At 64.2% G+C, this 24,530-nt stretch carries 21 protein-coding genes; 14 read left to right on the top strand and 7 right to left on the bottom strand.

Annotated elements, in window-relative coordinates:
* Positions 1–28 precede the first annotated feature (28 nt).
* On the top strand, positions 29–430 hold the full coding sequence (locus U5A57_RS07065; protein WP_321909387.1) for a PaaI family thioesterase: 402 nt from the start codon (positions 29–31) through the stop codon (positions 428–430).
* Between the two features lie 85 nt (positions 431–515).
* Here U5A57_RS07065 and U5A57_RS07060 read toward each other — a convergent pair whose 3' ends face one another.
* From U5A57_RS07060 to U5A57_RS07050, 3 genes are all read right to left on the bottom strand, one after another.
* The gene (locus U5A57_RS07060) at positions 516–1,310 is read right to left on the bottom strand and encodes an ABC transporter ATP-binding protein (protein ID WP_321909385.1); all 795 of its coding nucleotides are present in this window, start codon (positions 1,308–1,310) and stop codon (positions 516–518) included.
* A gap of 1 nt (position 1,311) precedes the next feature.
* Entirely contained in the window at positions 1,312–2,208 is an 897-nt protein-coding gene (locus tag U5A57_RS07055; RefSeq protein ID WP_321909381.1) for an ABC transporter permease, read from the bottom strand.
* A gap of 161 nt (positions 2,209–2,369) precedes the next feature.
* Positions 2,370–3,359 carry an ABC transporter substrate-binding protein gene (locus tag U5A57_RS07050; RefSeq protein WP_321909379.1) on the bottom strand — a complete coding sequence of 330 codons (990 nt, stop codon included), beginning with the start codon at positions 3,357–3,359 and terminating at the stop codon, positions 2,370–2,372.
* Positions 3,360–4,366: 1,007 nt separating this feature from the next.
* On the opposite strand from U5A57_RS07050, the gene U5A57_RS07045 reads away from it, so the two are divergent.
* From U5A57_RS07045 to U5A57_RS07025, 5 genes are all read left to right on the top strand, one after another.
* Positions 4,367–5,482, top strand: coding sequence for a branched-chain amino acid ABC transporter substrate-binding protein (locus U5A57_RS07045; RefSeq protein WP_321909377.1), 1,116 nt, complete (start codon positions 4,367–4,369; stop codon positions 5,480–5,482).
* Positions 5,483–5,625: 143 nt separating this feature from the next.
* Positions 5,626–6,552 carry a high-affinity branched-chain amino acid ABC transporter permease LivH gene (gene livH, locus U5A57_RS07040; protein ID WP_028213765.1) on the top strand — a complete coding sequence of 309 codons (927 nt, stop codon included), beginning with the start codon at positions 5,626–5,628 and terminating at the stop codon, positions 6,550–6,552.
* A 7-nt stretch (positions 6,553–6,559) separates the two neighbouring features.
* Entirely contained in the window at positions 6,560–7,831 is a 1,272-nt protein-coding gene (locus U5A57_RS07035) for a high-affinity branched-chain amino acid ABC transporter permease LivM (RefSeq protein ID WP_321909374.1), read from the top strand.
* A complete protein-coding gene (gene livG, locus U5A57_RS07030) occupies positions 7,828–8,598 on the top strand; it encodes a high-affinity branched-chain amino acid ABC transporter ATP-binding protein LivG (RefSeq protein WP_321909372.1) in 771 nt (256 codons plus the stop codon). The genes U5A57_RS07035 and livG overlap by 4 nt, the downstream gene beginning before the upstream one ends.
* Entirely contained in the window at positions 8,598–9,299 is a 702-nt protein-coding gene (locus tag U5A57_RS07025; protein WP_321909370.1) for an ABC transporter ATP-binding protein, read from the top strand. The genes livG and U5A57_RS07025 overlap by 1 nt, the downstream gene beginning before the upstream one ends.
* A 95-nt stretch (positions 9,300–9,394) precedes the next feature.
* On the opposite strand, the gene U5A57_RS07020 is transcribed toward U5A57_RS07025, so the two are convergent.
* Positions 9,395–10,606 (bottom strand): helix-turn-helix transcriptional regulator, encoded by a 1,212-nt coding sequence (locus tag U5A57_RS07020; protein ID WP_321909368.1) that lies wholly within the window; start codon positions 10,604–10,606, stop codon positions 9,395–9,397.
* Positions 10,607–11,015: 409 nt separating this feature from the next.
* On the opposite strand from U5A57_RS07020, the gene U5A57_RS07015 reads away from it, so the two are divergent.
* Positions 11,016–11,618 (top strand): DUF4337 domain-containing protein, encoded by a 603-nt coding sequence (locus U5A57_RS07015; RefSeq protein WP_321909367.1) that lies wholly within the window; start codon positions 11,016–11,018, stop codon positions 11,616–11,618.
* A 5-nt stretch (positions 11,619–11,623) separates the two neighbouring features.
* Here the strand turns inward: U5A57_RS07015 and U5A57_RS07010 are convergent, their stop codons facing one another.
* Together U5A57_RS07010 and U5A57_RS07005 are read right to left on the bottom strand one after the other, a co-directional pair.
* Positions 11,624–12,109, bottom strand: coding sequence for a hypothetical protein (locus U5A57_RS07010; RefSeq protein WP_321909365.1), 486 nt, complete (start codon positions 12,107–12,109; stop codon positions 11,624–11,626).
* 135 nt (positions 12,110–12,244) lie between these two features.
* Positions 12,245–12,673, bottom strand: a complete 429-nt coding sequence (locus tag U5A57_RS07005) for a DUF2501 domain-containing protein (RefSeq protein ID WP_321909830.1) — start codon at positions 12,671–12,673, stop codon at positions 12,245–12,247.
* 710 nt (positions 12,674–13,383) lie between these two features.
* On the opposite strand from U5A57_RS07005, the gene U5A57_RS07000 reads away from it, so the two are divergent.
* A complete protein-coding gene (locus U5A57_RS07000; protein WP_321909363.1) occupies positions 13,384–14,628 on the top strand; it encodes a transposase in 1,245 nt (414 codons plus the stop codon).
* Positions 14,629–14,685: 57 nt separating this feature from the next.
* Here U5A57_RS07000 and U5A57_RS06995 read toward each other — a convergent pair whose 3' ends face one another.
* A complete protein-coding gene (locus U5A57_RS06995) occupies positions 14,686–16,206 on the bottom strand; it encodes a mannose-1-phosphate guanylyltransferase/mannose-6-phosphate isomerase (protein ID WP_321909361.1) in 1,521 nt (506 codons plus the stop codon).
* 498 nt (positions 16,207–16,704) lie between these two features.
* Between U5A57_RS06995 and U5A57_RS06990 the strand changes: the two genes are divergently transcribed.
* The 6 genes from U5A57_RS06990 to U5A57_RS06965 all read left to right on the top strand — a co-directional run bounded on the left by U5A57_RS06990 (position 16,705) and on the right by U5A57_RS06965 (position 24,523).
* On the top strand, positions 16,705–18,084 hold the full coding sequence (locus tag U5A57_RS06990) for an undecaprenyl-phosphate glucose phosphotransferase (protein ID WP_321909359.1): 1,380 nt from the start codon (positions 16,705–16,707) through the stop codon (positions 18,082–18,084).
* 77 nt (positions 18,085–18,161) lie between these two features.
* Complete coding sequence (locus U5A57_RS06985; protein ID WP_321909356.1) at positions 18,162–19,577, top strand: UDP-glucose/GDP-mannose dehydrogenase family protein; 1,416 nt, start codon at positions 18,162–18,164, stop codon at positions 19,575–19,577.
* A gap of 50 nt (positions 19,578–19,627) precedes the next feature.
* Positions 19,628–20,077 (top strand): low molecular weight phosphotyrosine protein phosphatase, encoded by a 450-nt coding sequence (locus tag U5A57_RS06980; RefSeq protein ID WP_321909354.1) that lies wholly within the window; start codon positions 19,628–19,630, stop codon positions 20,075–20,077.
* Positions 20,074–21,249 (top strand): polysaccharide biosynthesis/export family protein, encoded by a 1,176-nt coding sequence (locus tag U5A57_RS06975; protein WP_321909352.1) that lies wholly within the window; start codon positions 20,074–20,076, stop codon positions 21,247–21,249. The genes U5A57_RS06980 and U5A57_RS06975 overlap by 4 nt, the downstream gene beginning before the upstream one ends.
* 60 nt (positions 21,250–21,309) lie before the next feature.
* Positions 21,310–23,556: a polysaccharide biosynthesis tyrosine autokinase gene (locus U5A57_RS06970; protein WP_415764722.1), complete on the top strand. Its 2,247-nt coding sequence runs from the start codon at positions 21,310–21,312 to the stop codon at positions 23,554–23,556.
* A gap of 40 nt (positions 23,557–23,596) precedes the next feature.
* On the top strand, positions 23,597–24,523 hold the full coding sequence (locus tag U5A57_RS06965) for a glycosyltransferase family 2 protein (RefSeq protein WP_321909347.1): 927 nt from the start codon (positions 23,597–23,599) through the stop codon (positions 24,521–24,523).
* The last annotated feature ends 7 nt before the right edge of the window (positions 24,524–24,530 follow it).

The raw sequence follows: 24,530 nt of genomic DNA, 5'->3' as shown, positions 1-24,530 counted from the left end.
TCGCCCGATAATGCAAGGAAGACAGCGTATGTCGCAATTCGCCGTGGACAATCCATTTCTTGAAACGCTCGGCGTGAGCGTCGCGCAGTGGCGCGAGGGTTATGCGGAGCTTGTCATGCCTATCGACGCCTCGAAGCTCAATCGCCAGGGCGTGCTGCAAGGCGGCGCGATTGCCACGCTGCTCGACGCGGCGGCTGGCTATGCGGGGTTGTTCGCGCCGGTTGGCGACGCACCGCGCCATGGCTTCACGCTCTCGCTCACGACCAACTACCTCGACAAAGGCCTTGGCCAGTTCGTGCGCGCGAAGGGATTTCTGGAGCGTGGCGGCCGCTCGATCTTCTTTGCGCGCGCCGAGGCATGGGTGGACGATCAACTGCTGATTGCGAGCGCGCAGGGGACGTTCAAGTATTCGTATCCGAAGAAGGCTTGAACGGTCGTCATGCCGGGTTGAAAAAGCCCGCCGTCTCGATCGAGGGGCGGGCCTGGCGTGAGCGGCGGTTTTTTGCGGAAGCGCGTTATCCCAGCAGCAGCGCGTCGTCGTCGAGCTTCTCGTGGCGATTCTGCTCGAACATGCGCAACAGGTCCGGCACGTCGAGTCCGCGGCGCGCATCGCCCGAAACGTCGAGCACCACCTGACCCTGGTGCAACATCACCGTGCGCTGGCCGTAGTCGAGCGCCTGGCGCATGCTGTGCGTGACCATCATGGTCGTGAGCTTCGCTTCCTCCACGATACGCGCGGTCAACTCCAGCACGAACGCGGCCGTTTTCGGATCGAGCGCGGCCGTGTGCTCGTCGAGCAGCAGGATGCGCGAAGGCTGCAGCGACGCCATCAGCAGACTGACCGCCTGGCGCTGGCCTCCCGACAGCAGGCCGATGCGATCGGTCAGACGATTTTCCAGGCCCAGATTCAAGAGTCGCAGCTTCGCGCGAAACAGTTCGCGGTCCTGCCTTTTCAGGGCGGGACCGAAGCCGCGGCGCTTGCCGCGCGCCATCGCGAGCGCCATGTTCTCTTCGATGGTGAGCGCCTCGCAGGTGCCGGCCATCGGGTCCTGAAACACGCGGGCGACGAGAGGCGCGCGGTCCCAGGCCTGTTGCTTCGTGACGTCGTGGCCGTCGATGGTGATCGTGCCGCTATCCACGCGCTGGTCGCCGCTGATCGCGTTGAGGAAAGTGGACTTGCCTGCACCGTTCGAACCGATCACGGCCACGAACTGGCCGCTCGGAATCTCGAGCGTGAGCCCGCGCAGCGCGCGCGTTTCGATCGGCGTGCCGGGGTTGAAAGTCAGTTTGAGGTCTTTGGCGCTGAGCATTTCATGCCCTCCCGTTCTTGCGGCCAAACAGTTTCTTGCGCGTGGCGGGGAGCACGAGCGCGATCGTCACGAGCACGGCGGTGACGAGATTCAGGTCCTGCGCTTTGAGGCCGATGAAGTCGCTGTTGAGCGCGAGCGCAATGAAGAAGCGATACAGGATCGCGCCGAGCACAGCGGCGAGCGTGGTGAGCACGAGGCGGCGCGCGGGCAGGACGCTCTCGCCGATGATCACGGCTGCAAGCCCGATCACGATGGTGCCGATGCCCATCGAAATGTCCGAGCCGCCCTGGGTTTGCGCGAAAAGGGCGCCGGCCAGTGCGACGAGCGCGTTGGACAGCGCCATGCCGGCGAGCGTTGCGCGGCCCGTGGCGATGCCCTGCGCGCGCGCCATGCGCGGATTCGCGCCCGTTGCGCGCAGCGCGAGACCGTATTGCGAAGAGAAGAACCAGTCGAGCCCGAACTTCGCGGCCAGCACGACGACGAGCAGCGCGAGCGGGCGCAGCACGTAGTCGGGCAGCCAAGCGGGCTGGATGATCGTGAATACCGTGGCTTCGGAAATGAGCGGCACGTTCGGCGCGCCCATCACACGCAGGTTGATCGAATAGAGCGCGATCATCATGAGGATGCTCGCGAGCAGATCCATGATCTTCAGGCGCACGTTGAGCCAGCCCGTAATGAAGCCGGCGATTGCGCCCGCAACGATCGCACAGGCGGTCGCGAGAAACGGATCGTGGCCCGCGGCGATCAATGTGGCCGCCACGGCGCCGCCCAGCGGAAAGCTGCCGTCGACGGTGAGATCGGGGAAGTTGAGGATGCGAAACGAGATCAGCACCCCGAGGGCCACGAGACTGAAGATCAAGCCGATCTCGAGTGCGCCCAGAAGCGAGTAGAGGGACATGAGGAGAAATCCTGTTGCGGTCTGCGGCGGCGGTGCACCGGAGTCGACGCGCGGCGCACCGCCCGGATGGGGCAGCGCGCCGTTGTGCATCGTCGTTACGCAAATGAGCGGCCTTTATCGGGCCTGGCAGTGTGGCGCGTGCGATGCGCCACGCCTGCGGCTTACTTCACGACCGTGGTCGCGTCCTTGAGCAGGTCGGCCGAGAGCGTCACGCCTTGCTTTTGCGCGGCGGCCGGATTCACGAACAGTTGCAGCTTGCTGCTGGTTTCCGAGGCGATTGCGCCCGGCTTCTCGCCCTTGAGAATACGCACGACGACCTTGCCCGTTTGATGACCGAGGTCGCTGTAGTCGATACCGAGCGCCGCGATGGCGCCGCGCTTCACGCTGTCCGTATCCGAAGCGACGAGCGGAATCTTCGCGTCGTTGGCGACCTTCACGAGCGCTTCGTACGCCGAAACCACGTTGTTGTCGGTGTTCGTGTAGATCACGTCGACCTTGCCGATCAGGCTCTTCGCAGCCGGACCGATGTCCACGGTGCGCGGCGCGGCGGCTTCCTTCAGCGTCATGCCTTGTTGCGCGAGCAGTTCCTTGAGCGCCTTCACGACCACGACCGAATTCGCTTCGCCGGGGTTGTAGACCATGCCGACGGTTTTCGCGTTGGGCACGACGCGCTTGATGAGCGCGACCTGCTTGTCGAGCGGCAGCTTGTCGGACACGCCGGTCACGTTCGTGCCGCTCGGCGTCCACGTCTTGACGAGTTGTGCGGCCACCGGATCCGTCACGCCCGAGTACACCACGGGCACGGACTTCGTTGCGGCCACAACGGCCTGCGCAGAAGGCGTGGCGATCGCAACGATCGCGCTCGGGTTGTCGCCCACGAACTTGCGCGCGATCTGCGCGGCGGTGCCCGTGTTGCCTTGCGCGCTCTGGTATTCCCACTTGAGATTCTTGCCGGCGTCGTAGCCGGCGGCCTTCAGTTCGTCGCGCACGCCGTCGCGGATCGCGTCGAGTGCCGGGTGCTCGACGATTGACAGCACTTCCACGGTCGCGGTTTCGGTGGCGCGTGCGGCGCCCGAAGTCAGCGCGAGCGCGGCGGCGCCGGCGATCAGGGAAAGGGTGGCGGCAACGGTTGCCTGCTTGAAGGTCTTCATGCGGTTTGATCTCCCCCGAGTGCTGGGTTCTTGCGGTTTTTTCGGATCTGCAGGGTGCGGCGTCGCCGGCTTCACGCGTGGCGGGAGCACGCGGCATGCGCCGTCGTGGTGCATGCGGGCGCGGCGAGGGAGCGAGGATACCACCGACTCTTGCGGGGCTGGAACGCGTTGGCGGGGCAGTGAGGCGGCCGCGCGACGGTGCCGTGAAGATTTATTCGAGATCGCACAATCCGATTATGGGGAAACGCTGTGCTTTAACGAAAAGTTTCTCACTTTCGGGGTTTGGGTGAAAAGTGCGGGTGAGGTGGAGGGTGATATGGATTGTGTATTTTTTCAAAAATTGCATTTTAAGGTTATTGTAATATTTATCCTTATAAATCAATGATTTGGCGTGTTTTGCATTTAGGGTATTCCCGGTATCTCGATAATGTGTTCGATGATTTTTGTGTGGTTATCGATTGATATTTATTTTATTGATTCGCGCGATTCGTCGATCAGATCTCGTTGAAAATTAAAATAACCGAAAAAGCCCTGTAAAAATCAGAAATCCTGTCATTCCGTACACCCGCATCAGCCGGTCGTCTCAGGGCGGAGAGTGGTCCGCAACCCGCATGAAAGGGCATTTTCCCGAGCTTTTTCAAGCGCTTTCCGGAATCCCCCTCAATTGACCGATGTCAAAAGTCAAGTCGATATCCGAAAAAACCCTTAGTTGCCGTGAAAATGGATTATTGATAGCATCCGCGGGTCGCTGATTCAGGCCGGTCCACCTTACCGGTACGAATTGCAGCGAACGGGGCAGGCGGATCGCTTGCGCAACAGAGTCTGTAACTCAGCAGTCTCTCCGAACTCAGCCGCCTACCAGGGCGCTGATACACGCCGGGCCCCGTCACGTCTTTTTCTCTGGTGCTCGTCGTGGTTGTTCCCCATTGAATGTCATTGGGGCGCTGTTCGTTTGCGCAGGTCATTCCGTCTGACCGGTTGACCCGAAAACAATCGAGGAGCTCCTGATGACGTTGTCCCGTCTTACCGCTGTTTCCGTGGCTGCCGCGCTGCTCGCATTTGGTGCAAGCGCAAACGCCGACACCGTGAAGATCGCCATTGCCGGCCCGTTCAGCGGCCCGGTCGCCCAGTACGGCGACATGGTCAAGGCGGGCGCGCTGACTGCCATCGAGCAGATCAACGCCGCCGGCGGTGTGAACGGCAACAAGCTCGAAGCCGTCCTGATGGACGACTCGTGCGAGCCGAAGCAGGCTGTCGCCGTCGCCAACAAGATCGTTTCGCAGCACATCCAGTACGTGGTTGGCCACGTTTGCTCGGGCTCGACGATTCCCGCCTCGGACATCTACGAGAACGAAGGCGTTGTGATGGTCACGCCGTCGGCCACCGCGCCGCAGCTGACCGAAGGCAAGAAGCGCCAGTTCATCTTCCGCACGATTGGCCGCGACGACCAGCAAGGTCCGGCAGCCGCCGCCTACATCATCAACAAGGTCAAGCCGAAGAAGGTCGCGATCCTGCACGACAAGCAGTCGTACGGCCAGGGCATCGCCACGTCGGTCAAGGCCGCGCTCGACAAGGCACACATTCCCGTTGTCGTGTTCGAAGGCATCAACGCCGGTGATTCGGACTACTCCGCAGTCGTCACGAAGCTCAAGTCGCAAGGCGTGGACTTCGTCTACTTCGGCGGTTACCACCCGGAAATGGGCCTGCTCATGCGCCAGTCGCGTGAACAGGGCGTGAAGGCTACGTTCATGGGTCCGGAAGGCGTGGGCAACAAGGACGTGACGGCCATTGCCGGCCCGGCTTCGGAAGGCATGCTCGTCACGCTGCCCGCCGACTTCGCTTCGGACCCCGCCAACGCCAAGCTCGTGAAGGCATTCGCCGACGCCAAGCGCGACGCGAACGGCCCGTTCCAGATGCCGTCGTACGCTGCGGTTGAAGTGATCGCCGACGGCATTGCCGGTGCGAAGAGCACGGACCCGACCAAGGTTGCCGCCTACCTGCACAAGAACGCGTTCAGCACGCCGATCGGCAAGGTCGAATACGACGCACAGGGCGACCTCAAGTCGTTCCGCTTCGTCGTCTACACGTGGCACAAGGACGCCACGAAGACCGCCGCGAACTGATCCCGGCGCTGCACGCAGCAAACGCCCCGCTCCTGGTGGCGGGGCGTTTTTGCAGCGGTTGCGCGCGCAACTAAAGCAACAGGATCGGTTTCAAAGGTCTCTCCAAAGGTCTCTTATCGGCTTCACGGCCGCGGGGCTTACGCATGAATGATTTTCTTCCGCAGTTCACCCAGCAGCTCGTCAACGGGCTCACGCTGGGCGCGATCTATGCGCTGATCGCCATCGGCTACACGATGGTCTACGGCATCATCGGCATGATCAACTTCGCTCACGGCGAGATCTACATGATCGGCGCTTATGTGGGCCTCGTCACGCTCACGGCCATCGGCACCTCGGCGGGTTATCCGCTGCCGCTCGTGCTGGGCGCGGCGCTCATTGTCTCGGTGCTCGTCACCGGGCTCTACGGTTTCGCGGTCGAGCGGGTGGCGTATCGGCCGCTGCGCGGCGGCCCTCGCCTCGTGCCGCTCATCTCCGCCATCGGCATGTCGATCTTTCTGCAGAACTACGTGCAGATCGGGCAGGGCGCGCGCGACGTGTCCGTGCCGATGCTCATTTCCGGCGCGCTCGACTTCAACATGGGCGGCAACTTCGAAGTGACGATTCCGTACGCGCGCATGTTGATCGTCGGCGTCACGCTCGTGCTGATGATCGCGCTTACGCTCTTCATTTCGCGCTCGCGCATGGGCCGCGCGTGCCGCGCCTGCGCCGAAGACATGAAGATGGCCAACCTGCTCGGCATCGACACGAACCGCGTGATCTCGTTCACGTTCGTGCTCGGCGCGATGCTCGCGGCGGTGGGCGGTGTGCTGATCGGGCTCACGATCGGCAAGCTCAATCCGTATATCGGCTTCATTGCGGGCATCAAGGCGTTTACGGCCGCGGTGCTGGGCGGTATCGGCAGCATTCCGGGCGCGATGCTCGGCGGCGTGCTGCTCGGTCTCGCCGAAACCCTCGCTTCGGGCTACATGCCCGCGGAGTACAAGGACGTCGTGGCCTTCGGCCTGCTCGTGCTCGTGCTGCTCTTCCGTCCCACCGGCCTGCTCGGCAAGCCGGACGTCGAAAAGGTGTGAGGTCGATATGAGCCAAACTGTTTCGGTACGGGTGCCCGCTCAGGGTGCCAGCTCGTCGCAGACGGTGAAGGGCGCGCTTGCCGCCGCTGTCGCGACCATCATCCTCACGGCGCCCATTCTCGGCCTGCAGCTCACGCTCGACGGCTATCAGGTCGTGCTGCAGCAGCACTGGCGTCCGGTCTGGATCGCGGCTGCCGTGGTGTTCGTGTTCCAGCTCGCCAAGCCGATGTTTGTGCGCGCAACGAGTAACGTGCGCCTGCCGAAGGCCCCCGCGCTCGGCGCGCGCCAGCAGCGCGTGGCGATCTGGGTGCTGCTTGCGTTCGGCGCGGTGTTTCCGTTCATGGGTTCGCGCGGCGCGATCGACGTCGCGACGCTCGCTCTCATCTACGTGATTCTTGGTCTCGGCCTCAATATCGTGGTGGGTTTCGCAGGTCTGCTCGACCTGGGCTACGTGGGCTTCTACGCGGTGGGCGGCTATACGTATGCGCTGCTCAACCAGTACTTCGGCTTCACGTTCTGGGAATGCCTGCCGCTCGCGGCGCTCGCAGCCGCTACGTTCGGCTTCGTGCTCGGCTTCCCGGTGCTGCGCCTGCGCGGCGACTATCTCGCCATCGTCACGCTCGGCTTCGGCGAGATCATTCGCCTGCTGCTCAATAACCTCACGAGCATCACGGGCGGCCCGGACGGCATTTCCAGCATTCCCAAGCCCACCGTGTTCGGCTTCGAAATGGCCCGCCACGCCAGTGTGGAAGGCGCGAAGACGTTCAACGAATTGATCGGCATCGAGTACAGCGGCGAGCACATGGTGATCTTCCTGTACCTGCTCGCGCTCGTGCTGGTGGCGTTCACGCTGTTCGTCACGAGCCGCCTGCTGCGCATGCCGATGGGCCGTGCCTGGGAAGCGCTGCGCGAAGATGAGATCGCCTGCCGCTCGCTGGGTTTGAACCCAACGCGCATCAAGCTCTCGGCGTTCACGCTGGGCGCTTCGTTCGCGGGTCTCGCGGGCGCGTTCTTCGCGGCGCGCCAGGGGCTCGTCACGCCCGAGTCGTTCACGTTCATCGAGTCGGCGCTCATTCTCGCCGTGGTGGTGCTGGGCGGCATGGGTTCGCAACTGGGCGTGGTGCTCGCCGCGATCCTGCTCACCGCGCTGCCCGAAGTGGCCCGCGGCTTTGCCGAGTACCGCATGCTGATCTTCGGTCTGGTGATGGTGCTGATGATGATGTGGCGTCCGCAGGGCCTGTTGCCCGCAAGCCGTCCGCACGTGGAGTTGCCGCAATGAGCGCACAAGCGTTGTTGAAAGTAGCGGGCCTGCAGATGCGCTTCGGCGGTCTGCTGGCCGTGGACGGCATCGACTTCGACGTGCGTCCCAACGAGGTGTTCGCGATCATCGGGCCGAACGGCGCGGGCAAGACCACAGTGTTTAACTGCGTGGGCGGTTTCTACAAGCCGACCGCGGGCGCCATCGTGCTGGAAGGCCACGCCATCACTGGCCAGCCGAGCCACCAGGTCGCGCGCCGCGGCCTCGTGCGCACGTTCCAGAATATTCGCCTCTTCAAGCAGCTCACCGTGCTCGAAAACCTCATGGTCGCGCAGCACCTGAAGGTGAACCGCAACATGCTGAGCGGCCTGTTCGCGACGCCCGCGTATCGCCGGGCCGAGCGTGCAGCGCTCGAGCGCGCCGCGTACTGGCTCGAACGCGTGGGCCTGAAGCCGGTGGCGAATCGCGAGGCGGGCACGCTTTCGTACGGCCATCAGCGCCGGCTCGAAATCGCGCGCTGCATGATCACCGACCCGCGTCTGCTGATGCTCGACGAACCTGCTGCCGGTTTGAACCCGCAGGAAAAGGTCGAGCTGCAGCAGATGGTGGACGGCTTGCGCAACGAGTTCGGAATCTCCGTACTCCTGATCGAACACGACATGAGCCTCGTGATGGGCGTGTCGGACCGCATTCTCGTGATGGAGCACGGCAAGCCGATCATGATCGGCAAACCCGACGAAGTGCGCAACGACCCGCGCGTGATCAAGGCCTATCTCGGAGAGGACTGATGCTGAAGCTGGAAAAGGTCCATACCCACTATGGCGCGGTGGAAGCGCTGGCGGGCGTGTCGATCGAAGTGAACAAGGGCGAGATCGTCACGCTGATCGGCAGCAACGGCGCCGGCAAGACCACGCTCATGATGACCGTGTGCGGCACGCCGCGCGCGTCGGCCGGGAAAGTGACGTTCGAAGGCGAGGACATCACGCGCATGCCCACGCACGACATCATGCGCAAGGGCATGGCGATTTCGCCGGAAGGGCGCCGCGTGTTCCCGAGCCTCACGGTGCTCGAAAACCTGCAGATGGGCGGCTTCTTCGCCTCGCAGCACGAGATCGATGCGGGCATCGAGCACGTGTTCAAGCTGTTTCCGCGTTTGAACCAGCGTGCGAAACAGCGTGCGGGCACGATGTCGGGCGGCGAGCAGCAGATGCTCGCCATCGGCCGCGCGCTCATGAGCCGTCCGCGTTTGCTGCTGCTCGACGAACCCACGCTCGGCCTCGCGCCGCTCGTGATCGCGCAGATCTTCGACATCATCCGCACGATTCGCGAGGAAGGCGTGACGGTGTTCCTCGTCGAGCAGAACGCGAACAAGGCGCTGCATGTGGCCGATCGCGGCTATGTGCTGGAGACCGGACGCGTGGTGCTCGCCGACAGCGCCGACAACCTGCTCGCCAACGACAATATCAAGCGCGCATATCTGGGCGGTTGATCGTCTGAGGTCGTGCCGCGCTGCGGCCCGCGCAATCCGCGTTCATCGAACGTGGGTTGCGCGGGCCGTTTCTTTTATGGCACCCGGAACATGCTTCAGTCGCCGCGTGCAATCGCAAGCTGCGCGATCAGCCGCATCAGCTCGGCCTGGCGGCGCGTGGCGGTTTTCGCAAAGACGTGATGCAGATGCGTGCGCACGGTGGAGGGCAGAACCTCCAGCGCCTCGGCCACGTCTTTCGTGTTGAGGCCCTTGCCGACTTCGCAGGCCACGCGCGCTTCGGCAGGCGTGAGGCCGAACAGCGCGACGAGACGCGTTTCCACGCCGCGCCGCGACGACTGCGGATCGATCACGATCAGCATGGCCGTGCCAGCGCGCGCGGCTTGCGCGCAGTAGTCGGCGCGCCGGTGCGCGCCCAGCGGCGAAATGAGCGCCTGGAGCGGCTCGTCGGGCGGCTGGCGGGCGATCAGCATCGCGCCGCCCGTGCGGTCCCGTGCGTCGCGTCCGGCTGCGCGCGCGATCAGCGCGTGCAACTGCTGCGTGGCAGCGGCCGTGGCGGCGCTGAGTGTGCCGTGTTCGGTGCGCAGCCCGTTTGCGCGTGCGAGCTGCGCGGTGGCGGCGCGATTCGCGAACACGATGTGCGCATCGGCATCGACGATCAGGACGCCGTGTGCGAGCGCGTCGAGCGCGTCTGCGGGCGCATAGCCGCTTTTGTCGTACGAGGCGACGGTGCGGGCGGTGTGCCGCTGCACGCGCAACGCGTTGCGCAGATGCGGCAGCAGCTCGCGCAGGGCGTCCAGTTCGTCTTCGCTATAGAAGCGCTTTTCGTGGCGCAGTGCGCCGAGTACGGCGGCCATGTCGCCTTCGCGCAGCACGTTCGCGAAGGCCACCGTGTAGAAGCGTTGCGGGCGCACCCACTCCTGCACGAAAGCGCTGCGTTCCAGACTCCCCTGCGGGTGGATCATCGTGTCGGTGACGAGTGTGCCGGCGGCCCAGCGGCGCGCCTGCGGCACGATCGGATCGAAGCCGCCGTAGTACTGCGCATACGAGTGGGCAAACGAAGCGTCGATGCCGTCCCACTCGGCGAGCGAGAAGGTGCTTTCGGGCGGCAGCATGGTGAGATTTACGTGTTGCGCGCCGATGCGCTGGGCAATGCGCGCACAGACATCCGGCCAGCGTTGCGCGTCGAAACCGGCGTCGTAGATCGCGTCGATCAGGCCGCCCGTTTCGTCCGGCCCGGAAAGCCTCACGCGCGCACGGTGTGCAACGGTATCGATAGCCGCAGCGTGCGCGGCCGTTGTAGGCCCCATGGCGGTCTCCCAGGCTGGAATATATTCACGGCAGAAGGCCTCAAGGCATGCCTTGCGACGTTGCATATAGGGCCATGTGGCACTGCAACGACGCCGGTGGCGCGAAGGGGCAAACTGAGGCGTCAATCCACGTTTGCAAACGGCAGGCGGGAGGGGATGCGCTGCAGCATCCCGGGGTACCTATTCTGAATGAATAGACGATAAAGCCTACGTTTCGCTTTCGTCAGAAGACATTTCGGGTTTCGTTACATCCAATGCATTCCGGGTACTGGACAAGCGCGCTGCGCTCACGATAATTGAGCGTCCCATATCAGGCGCGCTGCACGGGGGAAAGGCGGCGCGAGCCGCCGGAGCGAAGGGCGACAGGGCGACGAATTGGTGAAAGTCAGATCAAGCGGAGAGTCTTTGGATGTCTGAAGAGTACGAAGTGCATGGGCCGCACGACCACGCGGTCGAACACGCCGCGGCGGGCCATGGCGGGCACGGCGAGGGCGACCCGTTCCCGGGCCGCATGGCGGTGATGACGGCGATCCTCGCTTCCATTGGGGCGATCTTTGCCTACCAGAGCGGCAACAGCGAGAACCAGGCGCTCTATTACAAGAACGAAGCGGCGATTCGCAAGACCGAAGCCGCGAATCAATGGGCCTACTATCAGGCGAAGGGCGAGAAGCAGAATCTGGCGGAACTGGGCGCGCAACTTTCTGCGCTCGCGCCGAATTCGGAAGCCGCGCAAAAGCGCTTTGCCGCCGACGCCGACCGCTATCGCCAGCAGAAGGAACCGATCCGCGCGAAGGCGGAGGCGCTCGAAAAGATCGTCGAGCAGGACGATGCGCTAAGCGAGCAGGTGCTGCACGGCCATCATCGCTGGGCGCAGGCCACGACGCTCATTCAGATCTCGATCGCGCTCACGGCCATCACGCTGCTTACGCGGCGCCGCTGGCTGCTCAATACGTCGGTGGGCGTGGCCATCGTTGGCGTGGGCCTGGGCGCATTGGCGTTCTTCGGCGGCTGAGTTTTTCAACCGCCGCACACGATCGCCGTGAGGAGCAACGGCACGACCGATTGCACCGTGGCGTCGCTGTTGGCTTCGCGCACGCGCGAGCGCACCTTCTCCGCGGGCGCGGACACGACGACGCCATAAAGCGGCGAGGCGATCTCCTTGCCCGCGCCTCGCTTGAAGAGCGTGTCGTCGCGGTCGTAGCCGAGTACCACGTAAATGGGAAAGCCGAACGCGCTCAGGCGGGTGCCGCGCACGGGGCTGAACGCGTTGACCGAATTCGCTTCGACGCGCGTCGGCTCGGGTTCGATGGATTTGTCGTCGATAAGCGACGAAATGAACGTGTGGGGATCGGACTTGCAGTCGAACTGCTGGTCGCGTGTGCTGGTTTGCGCATGCGCGACCAGCGGCGCCAGCAGCGCGGCAAAAGCGGCAAGGCCGCTAAGCGCGGCCCGCAGCGTAATCGCCGGGAACGCGAATATCACGGAAGTTTGGCGCTTGGTCATGGCTACGAGCAGCAATGCCGGGAGAAGTCCGGTTGACTCTATTCGACACCCGGACTTCGTTCGTGTTCAAAGCTTACGGCACATAAATTGCGCGGGGCGTGCGCCCGCACACATCCGCATGCGCGATCGCGGCCGTTACAGCATGGATTTCGCCTGGCTCAGGATCTTGTCGCAGACCTGCTTCGTGGCCTGCTCCTTGAGGCCGCTACCCGTGAGGTCGAGCTTCTGCCCATTGCCGGCCGTGAGGATGCCGCTCGTGCCCTGCGTATAGCCGCTGTCTGTGGTGTTCGCGCCGCCGGGCAGCTTGCTCAGCAGCGAGTCCTTCACGTTGCTCGCGGCGTCGGCGTTCAGGTAATTGTTCTTGATGCAGTACTGCAGCACGCCGGTGACATTGCCGAGACTGCTCGAGGTGAGCGAGGACGCGGAAAGCGAACTGCCGAGTCCGCCCAGATTGCCGAGCGCGCCCTGTGCCGAGCCGCCGCTGCCGCCCTGGTTGAGCAGGTTGCCGAGTTGCGCCTGTGCGCCGCCCCAGGGGGCGAGCAGCGCCAGAGTCAGGGTGGCCATCAGCGCCGTGGCAATGCGCGGCGTGGCGACGCCCGGAACAGAGGTTTGCATACACGAATCTCCGTGGTAGTTCAGTGCGCCCTTACTATAGACGGATTCGTTTGCGCGGCTTCGCTACGTGACGCCGCACGGGCGTTCGGACGGTAGGGGTGCAACCTGTGCAAAGTACGGTCGCCGCATCTCGCCGTGACCGTTTTGTGTTGCATCCGATGATTTCATCGGCATGTCATTTGTTGCGGGCACAACGATGGCGATGCGGGAGCGAACCGGGGTGTCCGAAGAGGGGGGTGTGTCTCAAGTGGTATGCATGCGTTTGGAATTGCGCACGACGCGGACCACGCGCGGGCTACGCAACGAATGCGCCTGTTACAACTGTATCGACGCTGTAAAACACCACGTTTACAGGCCTTTTCTGGCAATATTCCCGACGATTCAAGCGGGAGATTGTTTCTAACCGTAACACTTATTACGGTCCTCCTCATCGGCTGGTTTCAGGTGGTATGCTTCCTGCACAAATTCTCCCTTGCACGAGTGAGACCACGTTTATTGCGTCAATACAGTGAAAGAACGCACTGCCAGAGTGCGCGCAGCGACGCAAATGAACACGTCATATAAGCATATGGTGCAACCGAGCTAGCCAACGCGGGCAGCAAGATCCGCGAGCCGATGCTCCGTCACTGCAGCCCCGGTCCGGCTGCGTGGAGAACAGCATGAATTTCGAAGAACTGAGCGACGACGAGTGGATGCAGGTGTCTTCGCTCGTGTCAGATGAACCTCCTATTAGACTCAACCGGCGCGGCCGCCCTCGCGCCGAGCCGCGCGTCGTGGCCAATGCCGTCCTCTGGATTCTCACCACCGGTGAGTCGTGGTCGCGCCTGCCCGCGCGTTATCCGTCCGGGCCCACCTGCCGCCGTCGTTTCGAGGAATGGCACGGCAGCGGCACGTTGATCGAACTGGTCGAGTTGCTCTCGCAACGCGGCCGCAAGTTCGTTTATGTGCCCCAGCCGGTGCAGGCCGATGCGCAACCCGTTGCAGTCGCAGTCGAGGAAGTCGCCGAGGACGACGGCCAGCCGGCCGTGTTCTGGAAGAGCCCCGAAGCCTGGCAGGCGCCCGCCGCGCTCGCCGACGCGCCGCTGGCCGACCCCATGGAAAGCATGATGCGTCAGCTCGCTGGCGGAGAGCCGGCGTTGCCCGTTTCGATCGACGCGCCTGTCGTGTCCAGCGCAACGACGGCAACGACGGCAAAGGCTGTTGCGAGTGCGACGCGTTCGCAAAGTGAAACCGCATTCGCACCGTTCTCGCCTTCGCGCGTGAACAAGCCTGCTGCGACTCGCGCAATGCCGCGCGACGCGTCGCATCGGGTCGCACACCCGGCGGGCGGCGTCGTGCAGGTCGCGGAATGGCGCGGCTATACGATGAGCCTGACCGTGCAGCCCGTGCGCAACCGCATGTTTCGCGGGGCCGTGGAGATCCTCAAGGATGGCAAGCGCATCGAGCGCTCGGGCCTGATCGGGCCGCCGTTCCAGGATCGCGAATCCGCGCGCAATTTCGCTTTCGACTGGGCGCGTGAATGGCTCGATCGCGAAGGCTCGGCCGAGTCCGAGTCCGGCGTGTCGTGGCCGGGCTCGCATCTCGCGAGGCATGCCGCCTCGACGGGCGCGGCACAGAGCGGCTCGCGAACCACGTCGGCGAACGCCGCGCCGCACGCGAGCGTTCAGAGCACGAGCGTGACGCGTGGTGACCCGTCGAATGCCGCCGCCGCACGCGCGTTGCCTCCGGCCGTGCCGGGCAGCGTGCGGCTCACGCCGCTGCAACCGCCGGTCCAGCGTTACACCGCCAAAGGCGCACTGCTTGCCAGCGGCGAGTCTCACGAAGCCAATACGGCGTCGTCCGGCACCGCCGAGCGCCGCACTGCCGGCACCACCGGAACGCGCTACCGCACGCTCTCGCGCTGATCTTGCGAGGCCGCGCGCGGTGCGCGCAGCCTTCCTGCATGGCCTCTACTGCTTTCTTCACTGCCTGCCGTACTGATCGTCCAGACGCACGATATCGTCCTCACCGAGATACGAGCCCGACTGCACCTCGATGATCTCGAGCGGCATCTTGCCCGGATTTTCCAGTCGATGCGACACGCCCAGCGGGATATACGCTGACTCGTTTTCCGAAACGATGAAGCGTTCTTCCCCGCGCGTGACGAGCGCCGTGCCGCGTACGACGACCCAATGCTCGGCGCGGTGGTGATGCATCTGCAGCGACAGGCGTGCGCCCGGCTCGACCACGATCCGCTTGACCTGGAAGCGCTCGCCGCTGTCCACGCTGTCGTAGTGGCCCCACGGACGATGCACGAGGCGGTGTGCCACGGCTTCCGTGCGGCGCTCCTGCTTCAGACGTTGCACGATCTTCTTGACGTCCTGGGCGCGCGAGCGGTCGGCAACGAGGAGAGCGTCGGGCGTCTCCACGATCACGAGGTCCTTCGTGCCGAGGCAGGCCACGAGCCGACCGTCCGCATGCGCGAAGGTGTCGGTTGCGCCTTCGAACATCACGCGGCCTTGCGCGACGTTGCCTTCGTCGTCCTTCGGCGAAACTTGCCAGACGGTGTCCCACGAGCCGAGGTCGGTCCAGCCGGCCGTGAGCGGCACGACTACGCCGCTTGCCACAGACGGGTCGCCGGCGAGCGGCTCCATCACGGCGTAGTCGATCGAGTTCGAAGGCGAACGTGCGAACGCTTCGCTATCCACGCGGAAGAAGTCGCCGTCCGCCTTGCCGTGCTCGATCGATTGTGCGCATGCGGCGTAGATAGCGGGATGGAAATGGCGAATCGCCTTGAGCCAGGTCGATGCACGCACGATGAAAATGCCGCTGTTCCACCAGTAGCGCTGCGAAGCGACGTATTGCTGCGCCAGCTCGAAATAAGGCTTTTCGACGAAGCCGTTCAGACGCCGCGCACCATTGGGCTCGGTGCTCGCGAGCGGCTCGCCCACGTGAATGTAGCCGTAGCCCGCTTCGGGATGCGTGGGCACGATGCCCATCGTTACGATCTGCCCGTTCGCCGCATGACGCACGCCTTCGGCCACCGCGTTCTGGAACGCTTCGAGGTCGGCAAGCGCATGGTCGGCCGGCATCACCACGAGAATGCCGTCCTCGTGCGAGGCGACGACCGACATGGCGGCGATCGTGAGCGCGGGCGCCGTATCGCGGCCCACCGGCTCGAGGATCAGACGCGCGCGCTTGCCTGTCGCGCGAACCTGGTCGGCGGTGGTGAATCGATGTTCTTCGTTGCAGACGATCAGCAGTTCCTCTGCGAGCGTCACGCGCTCGGCGAGCGCATCGAGGCGGCCCGCGGTGCTGGCAAGCAGCGACTGCTCGCCCACGAGGTTGATCATCTGCTTCGGATATTGCTCGCGCGACAGTGGCCACAGTCGCGAGCCCGCGCCGCCCGCAAGCACGACAGGGCATACCTGCAATGCGCTGCGCGTTTCGGCACGCGTCTGGGACGCTTTTGCCGATGCCGTAGCGGAACCCGTATCCGTCATCTCGCTCTCCTGTAAAAGGTATCGGTGATGCGATTTGTAGCATGCTTAAAATCGTCATAAATCGAGTCGTAAAGAAGAAAACGGAAAATATTGGAATTAAATTTAAATTGCATAAGCGATGAGTCTAAATATCGATAAAAAATTCAATAAAAAATAGGCTGTATGCCTATGAAATTTCTTGTCGAAACCCGAAATTTCACACCATGACAGGAAAAATCTGCCGGAACGATCGGGGTTATGGGTCAATACGGAGGCGGATTCCGGCAATCTTTGCCGACAAAATTCGCAAAAAATTGACCTGAAAGCGACGAAACAATTAGAGATACTTTTGAGGCTTGCGGGCGGAATTTTTATCGCGCCTTATTAGGGTTTATTCGGATCAGAATTAGCGGCGCCCTGCGTTTTTTGCGGCGACGCTGTCCCAGAAACTTTTGAAGAGAACGGCCACGATGTGCAGTGCGTGGCCGCGATTCATTTTTTTAACCCGAGGTGCCGGACATGCTCAGCGTTCTAGCCAGAATATTCGACGTTGCCGCCATTGCTGCTGGAGCGTTGCTCGCGGCCGCCTTGCATCGTGGCCAGCTCGTGCCGCTCACCGACGCGGAGAGCGTGGCGCTCGCGTTCAACTGCGTGCTTGCGATCTGGATGTTCCCGGCGTTCGGCATCTACAAGTCGTGGCGCGGCAAGTCGCTGTACGCGCTCTTTGCCCGCGTGTGCGCCGCATGGCTCGCAGTAGAGGGCACGGGCATCCTGCTGAGCTTCAGCCTGCACCGCGCCGATTCGCTCTCGCGCCTGTGGCTCGCGTACTGGGTCGTCGCCTCGGTGGCGTTGCTGATCGTCTCGAAGGCGCTCGTGCACATGGTGCTGCGTGGCATTCGCCGCGAGGGCTACAACCAGAAGGCCGTGGCCGTGGTGGGCGGCCCGCGCAACGGGCGCTTCCTGATCGAGCACATGCGCTTTCACCCGGAAGCGGGCTTTCATCCCGCGATCGTGTTCGACGAGGACAGCGACGCGGACGGCGCCGCCGCGATCGAAGGCGTGCCTGTGGAGCGCAACCTCCAGGCGTTGCTCGCGTTCGTGCGCGAGAACGAAGTGCGCGAACTGTGGCTCGCGTTGCCGATTACCAAGGAGCGCACGATCCATCGCATCGTGACGGCCTTGCGCAACGACTTCGTGAACATCCGCTTCATTCCGGACGTGCGCAGCCTCTCGTTCTTCAGCCAGCCCGTGGTCGACCTGCTCGGCGTGCCCGCCATCAATCTCGCGGCCTCGCCGGTCACGGACCTGAGCGTGCTGCCCAAGCGCGTGTTCGACATCGTGTTCGCGGGCGGCGTGCTGGTCGCGCTTGCGCCGCTGCTCGCCGCGATTTCGTTCGCCGTGAAGCTCACGTCGAAGGGCCCGGTGTTTTTCAAGCAGCGCCGCAAGGGTCTGGATGGCAACGAGTTCGAGATCTACAAGTTCCGCTCGATGAAGGTCCACGCGGAAGTCGCGGGCCAGATCACGCAAGCGCGCCGCAACGATCCGCGCGTGACGCGCGTGGGCGCGTTCCTGCGCCGCACGAGCCTCGACGAGCTGCCGCAATTCATCAACGTGCTCAAGGGCGAGATGTCGGTGGTGGGGCCGCGCCCGCACGCGCTTGCGCACGACGACATCTACAAGGACCTCGTGCGTGGCTACATGGCGCGCTACCGCATCAAGCCTGGCATTACCGGCTGGGCGCAGGTCAACGGCTTTCGCGGCGAAACCGATCGCGTGGAAAAGATGCGCGACCGCGTGCGCTTCGATCTGCACTACATGCAGCACTGGAGCTTCGCGCTCGACCTGCGCATCGTGGCGATGACCATGTGGAAGGGTTTCGCAGGCCAGAACGCATATTGAGGCGAAGCGAGTGCGCGCACGGCTAGTGTGCGCAACGGTTCGCATGACAGGAAGAACCAATCACTTTTGAGGTGGGCATGAATCTGACGATCATTGGCAGCGGTTATGTGGGTCTCGTGACGGGCGCTTGTCTTGCCGACATCGGCAACGACGTGTTCTGTCTCGACGTGGACCAGCGCAAGATCGACCTGCTCAACCAGGGCGTCGTGCCGATTCACGAGCCGGGTCTGAAGGAAATCATCGAGCGCAATGTGCGCGCGCGCCGGCTCAAGTTCTCGACCGATGTGGAAGCGGCGGTCGCGCACGGCGACGTGCAGTTCGTCGCCGTGGGCACGCCGCCCGACGAAGACGGCTCGGCCGATCTGCAATACGTGCTGGCGGCCGCGCGCAATATCGGTCGTCACATGACCGGCTTCAAGGTGGTGGTGGACAAGTCCACGGTGCCGGTGGGCACGGCCGCGCTCGTGCACGACGCGATCGCCTCCGAGCTGCGCAAGCGCGGCGAAAGCCACATGTTCTCGGTGGTCTCGAACCCCGAGTTCCTGAAGGAAGGCGCGGCCGTCGAGGACTTCGCGCGGCCGGATCGCATCGTGCTCGGCTGTAACGACGACGTGCCCGGCGAGCGCGCGAAAGAAGTCATGAAGCGGCTCTACGCGCCGTTCAACCGCAATCACGAGCGCACGCTCTACATGGACGTGCACTCGGCCGAATTCACCAAGTACGCGGCCAACGCCATGCTCGCCACGCGCATTTCGTTCATGAACGAACTCGCGAACCTGGCCGACCGCGTGGGCGCCGATATCGAGGCCGTGCGCCGCGGCGTGGGCTCGGACCCGCGCATCGGCTACGACTTCCTCTATGCGGGTTGCGGCTATGGCGGCTCGTGCTTCCCTAAAGACGTGAAGGCGCTCATGCGCACCGCCGAGGATTTCGGCGAGCCGCTGCAGATCCTGCGCGCCGTGGAGTCCGTCAATGAAGCGCAGAAGCAGGTGCTCGCACAGAAGATCGTCACGCGCTTCGGCTCCGACCTCACGGGCCGCACGTTCGGCGTCTGGGGTCTCGCGTTCAAGCCGAACACCGACGACATGCGCGAGGCGCCGAGCCGCACGCTCATCGCCGAACTGCTCGCGCGCGGCGCCACGGTCAAGGCTTACGACCCGGTTGCGACCGCAGAGGCGAAGCGTGTTCTCGCGATCGATCTCGCGCACGCGCCGGAACATCAGGCGCGGCTGTCGTTCGTGACCGACGCGATGGAAGCCGCGGGCGAAGCGGACGCCGTTGTGATCGCAACGGAATGGAAGGTCTTCAAGGCGCCCGATTTCGAAACGCTTAAGCAGCAGTTGAAGATGCCGATCGTGTTCGACGGCCGCAATCTCTACGAGCCGTCGGCATTGCAGGAACTCGGCATCGAGTACCACGCCGTGGGCCGCGCGAGTGCGACGCAGGCAAGCCGCGCGCGCGCCGAAACCGCCGCCACGCAGGCGCTGGCCTGAGCGCTGCCGGGCTACGCATCGCGCATGTCAAGGAAGGGAGTCACGCGACCATGATCAAGAACGTGCTCATCGTTTGCCACGCCAACGTCTGCCGCTCGCCGGCTGCTGAGCAGCTCTTTCGCGAGCGTCTGCGCGAGCAGCAAGGCTCAGGGGCGGAATCGTTTCAATCGGCGGGCCTGCGTGCGCGCGACGGCGACGACATGGACCCCGTGATGCAGTGGCTCCTTGCCGAGCGCGGCATGAAGGTGGGCGAGCATCAGTCGCGCCGCCTCACGAGCCGCCTCGTGCGCTCGGCCGACCTCGTGCTCGTGACCGAGCGCCGTCAGGTCGCCGCGGTCGAGCGCATTGAACCCACCGCGCGCGGCAAGGTGTACGCGCTCGGTAACTGGGAAAACTCTGATGTCAGCGATCCGCATGGGCTCCACGAGTCCGCGTATCGCAAGAGTCTTGAATTGATGGATCGTATGGTTAAGGGATGGTTGAGCCGAATATGCCAATGACAAAACTGAAACTGACGGCGGTAGTCGCGTTGAGCGTCTTCGTTTCCGCGTGCGCAACGGCGCCCGGCAACTATCTCGACACGTCGAGCCTGAAAGAAGCGCCGAACAACCAGCCGCAGCAGCAGTTCAACGTGCAGCTCATCACGCAGCAAGTCGTGCTGCAGCAGGCGCAGGCGGCCGCCACCGCGCCGAAAGCGCCGCTGCCGCCCTCGAAGTTCGCAAGCGCCGCCGACTACGTCTATCACATCGCGCCGCAGGACATTCTCGGTGTGACCGTGTTCGATCACCCCGAGCTTTCGACGCCGCAGGGCTCGACGTTCTCCACGGGCGGCAACACCACGCAGACTGTGGGTCAGGCGCTCACGCAGCCCTATACCAATGCGCTCTCGGGGCAGTCCGACCCCTACGGGCAGACCGTGTCGAAGGACGGCACGATCTTCTTTCCGTTCGTGGGCCGCGTGATGGCGGCGGGCAAGACGCCCTCGCAGTTGCGTGAGCAGCTCGCGGCAGGACTCGGGCCCTACGTGAAGAACCCGCAGGTGGACGTGCGCGTGCTCGCCTATCGCAGCCAGAAGGTGCAGGTCACGGGCGACGTGAAGACGCCCGGCCCGCTCTCCATGAGCGACGTGCCGCTCACGCTCGTCGACGCCATTACGCGCTCGGGCGGCACGACCGACAGCGCCGACATCAACCGCGTGCGCCTCACGCGCGGCGGCAAGCTGTACACGCTCGATGCGAACCGCATGCTCGACGGCGGCGACACGACTCAGGACGTGATGCTGCAGGACGGCGACGTCATCAATATTCCAGATCGTTCGGATAGCAGAATATTCGTGATGGGTGAAGTGAAGACGCCGACGCAGACGAGCCTCATCCGCGGCAATCTGACGATCGCCGACGCGCTCACCCAGGCGGGCGGCATTCTCGATACCGACGCGAACCCGCGCCAGATCTTCGTGATGCGCGGCATGAAGGACAACCCGACGCAACCCGAGATCTACCGTCTCGACATGACCAAGCCCGACGCGATCATGCTTTCGTCGCAATTCCAGCTCAAGCCGCTGGATGTGGTGTACGTGGGCACGGCCGCTTCGACGACCTTCAACCGTGTGTTGCAGCAGGTGCTGCCGACCATCCAGACCGTCTTCTATCTGAAGCAGATCGCGAAGTAAGCGCGTGATCAAAGCGCTTCCTGGGAAGACGCAGGAGCAACACCTAAACAACGGGATTGAATCGTGACCCTACAAGCCAATAGCCAGGCGGCCCCGGCGGCCCGCACCGAGGAAGAGGACGTCGTTCTCGGCCAGTTGCTGCGCGTCATCATCGACGACATCGGCTGGCTCATCGCAATCGCGGCGGCGGTGATCGCCATGGCCGTGTTTTATTGCTTTATCGCCAAGCCGGTCTATACGGCCGACACTCAGGTCCGCGTGGAGCCTTCCGACTACACGTCGCAGGCCCTCACGCAAACGCAAACGGGCGCGAACATCAGCTCCGGATCGTCGGCGGGCAGTTTGCCCACGGACGCCGAGATCCAGATGATCAAGAGCCGCAGCGTGGTCGAGCCGGTGGTCAAGCAGTTCAAGCTGAACACCACCGTCACGCCGGTCATGCTGCCGTTGATCGGCAGTCTTTCCGCACGCCTCGCGACGCCGGGCACGCCCGCGCGTCCGTGGTTCGGGCTCAGCAACTGGCTCGGCAGCTATGCGTGGGGCGGCGAGGTCATCAATATCGACTCGGTCGAAGTCACGGCCGGGCTCGAAGGCAAGAAGCTCACGCTCACCGCGCTCGATAACGACCGCTATGTGATCTCGACGCCGGACGGCGCGCGCCTGCTCGAAGGCACCGTTGGCCAGGTCGAAGAGGGCGGCGGCGTGAAGCTGCTCGTGAGCAAGCTCGTGGCGCGTCCGGGCACGCGCTTCAAGGTCGTGCGCCTGAACGACCTCGACGCGATCAGCGGCTTCCAGAACGCGATCCAGGTGCAGGAGCAGGGCAAGCAAACGGGCGTGATCGACATCTCGCTCGAAGACAACGACCCCGAGCACGCGGCGGCGATTGCCAACGCGGTGGCGCAGTCGTACCTGCGCGAGCACGTGGCGACCAAGCAGGCCGACGCGAGCAAGATGCTCGACTTCCTGCGCAGCGAACAGCCGCGCCTGAAGGGTGACCTCGAAAACGCCGAAGCGGCGCTCACGGCGTACCAGAGCAAGTCGGGTTCGATCAACGCGAGCGACGAAGCGAAGATCTATCTCGACGGCAGCGTGCAATACGAGCAGCAGATTTCCGCGCTGCAACTGCAGATCGCCTCGCTGCAACAGCGCTTCGGCGACCAGCATCCGGTGCTGATCGCGGCGCGCCAGCAGCTCGCGCAGCTGCAGGCGGAGCGCGCGAAGTACGACACGAAGTTCCGCGACCTGCCGGCCACGGAAGTGAAGGCCGTGCAACTGCAGCGTGACGCGAAGGTGGCAGAGGACATCTACGTGCTGCTGCTCAACCGCATTCAGGAGCTTTCCGTGCAGCGTGTGGGCACGGGCGGCAACGTGCATATCATCGATCCGGCGTTGCGCCCCGGCAGCCCGTCGAAGCCCAAGAAACTGCTGATCGTTTCGGCGGCGTCGCTGCTCGGCATCATTCTCGGCACGGGCTTCGTGCTCATGCGCCGCAACATGTTCAAGGGCATTGTCGATCCGGACCAGATCGAGCGCTCGTTCCAGCTGCCCGTGTACGGCCTCGTGCCGCTTTCGCCGGAGCAGCTGGCGCTCGAAAAGCGCGGCCCGGTGCGTGGCGGCTCGCGCCTGCGCGAAGTGCTCGCCAACGCGCGCCCCAAGGACCTCACGGTCGAAAGCCTGCGTAGCCTGCGCACCTCGCTGCAGTTCAGTGTGATGGACGCGCGTAATCGCGTGGTCATGCTGACGGGTTCGGTGCCCGGCGTCGGCAAGAGCTTCCTGACCGCGAACCTCGCCGTGCTGCTCGCGCATTCGGGCAAGCGCGTGCTGATGATCGACGGCGACATGCGCCGTGGCGCGCTCGAACGTCATCTGGGCGGCCCGCAGGAAAACGGCTTCTCCGAGCTGCTTTCGGGGCAGATTGCGCTGGACGAGGCGATTCGCGCGACCGAAGTGGACAACCTGCACTTCATCTCGTGCGGCCGTCGTCCGCCCAACCCTTCCGAGCTGTTGATGTCGCCGCGTCTTGGCCAGTACCTCGAAGGCCTGTCGAACCGCTACGACGTGTTGCTCATCGACACACCGCCGGTGCTCGCCGTGACCGACGCCGCCATCATCGGCGGACATGCCGGCTCGACGTTCCTCGTGTTGCGCTCGGGCCTGCACACCGAAGGCGAAATCACCGAGGCGCTCAAGCGTCTGCGCAATGCCGGCGTGCGCGTGCAGGGCGGCGTATTCAACGGCGTGCCGGCACGCACGCGCGGCAACTATGGCTACGGCTATGCGAACGTGCGCGAGTACCTGAGCGCATGACGTCTACCCACCTATCCAGCACAGCAAAGGAGAACACGCGATGAAAGTGACCGTGCTCGTGCCGACGTATCGGCGTCCTGACGATCTGTCGCGCTGCCTTTCGGCGCTCCTGCGCCAGCAGCGCGCGCCCGACGAAATCGTGGTGGTGGCCCGCGCCGACGACGAGGCCACGCACGCGTGCCTCGCCGAACATGTCACGCCCCGCGTGCTGAACGTGGAAGTGGCCATTGTCAAGGAGCCGGGGCAGGTGGCGGCGCTCAATCGCGGCATCGAGGCTGCGACGGGCGACGTGATCGCCATCACCGACGACGATGCCGCGCCGCGCGCCGACTGGGTGGCGCGCATTGCGGCGGCCTTCGAGTCCGACCCGAAGCTCGGCGCGCTCGGCGGACGCGACTGGGTGCACGAAGACGGGCGCATGATCGACGGCGAGCGCACGCTCGTGGGCAAGCTGCAGCGCTCGGGCCGCATCGTCGGCAACCATCATCTGGGTGCGGGCGGCGCGCGCGAAGTGGACCTGCTCAAGGGCGCGAACATGAGCTATCGCCGCGCGGCGATCGGCGACCGGCGTTTCGACCGGCGCCTGCGCGGCACCGGCGCGCAAACGCATAACGACATGGCATTCAGCATGAGCGTGAAGCGCGCGGGCTGGAAGCTCGTGTACGACCCGCTCGTGGCCGTGGACCATTATCCCGCGCCGCGCCCGGGCGAAGACCCGCGCAATGCGCAGACGCTCGCTTCGATCCGCAACGCCGCTTACAACCTGCATCTGATCCTGCTCGGCCATCTCACGCCGCTGCGCCGCGAAACTGCCTGGTGGTGGTATGCGCTGGTCGGCACGCGCGTGTATCCGGGCCTCGTGCACACGGGCCTGAGCGCCGTGCGCGGCGATTCCGCGGGTGCGGCGTTCGCACGCTGGCGCGCGGTGCGCGGCGGCGCACGAGAGGCGCGCCGCGCGCTCGTTTGAGCGGCGC

Origin of the sequence: Paraburkholderia sp. J11-2 (assembly GCF_905220185.1) — a bacterium.
Lineage (GTDB): Bacteria > Pseudomonadota > Gammaproteobacteria > Burkholderiales > Burkholderiaceae > Paraburkholderia.
The sequence above is the reverse complement of the archived record's forward strand: the minus strand, read 5'-3'. Positions and strand labels throughout refer to the sequence as shown.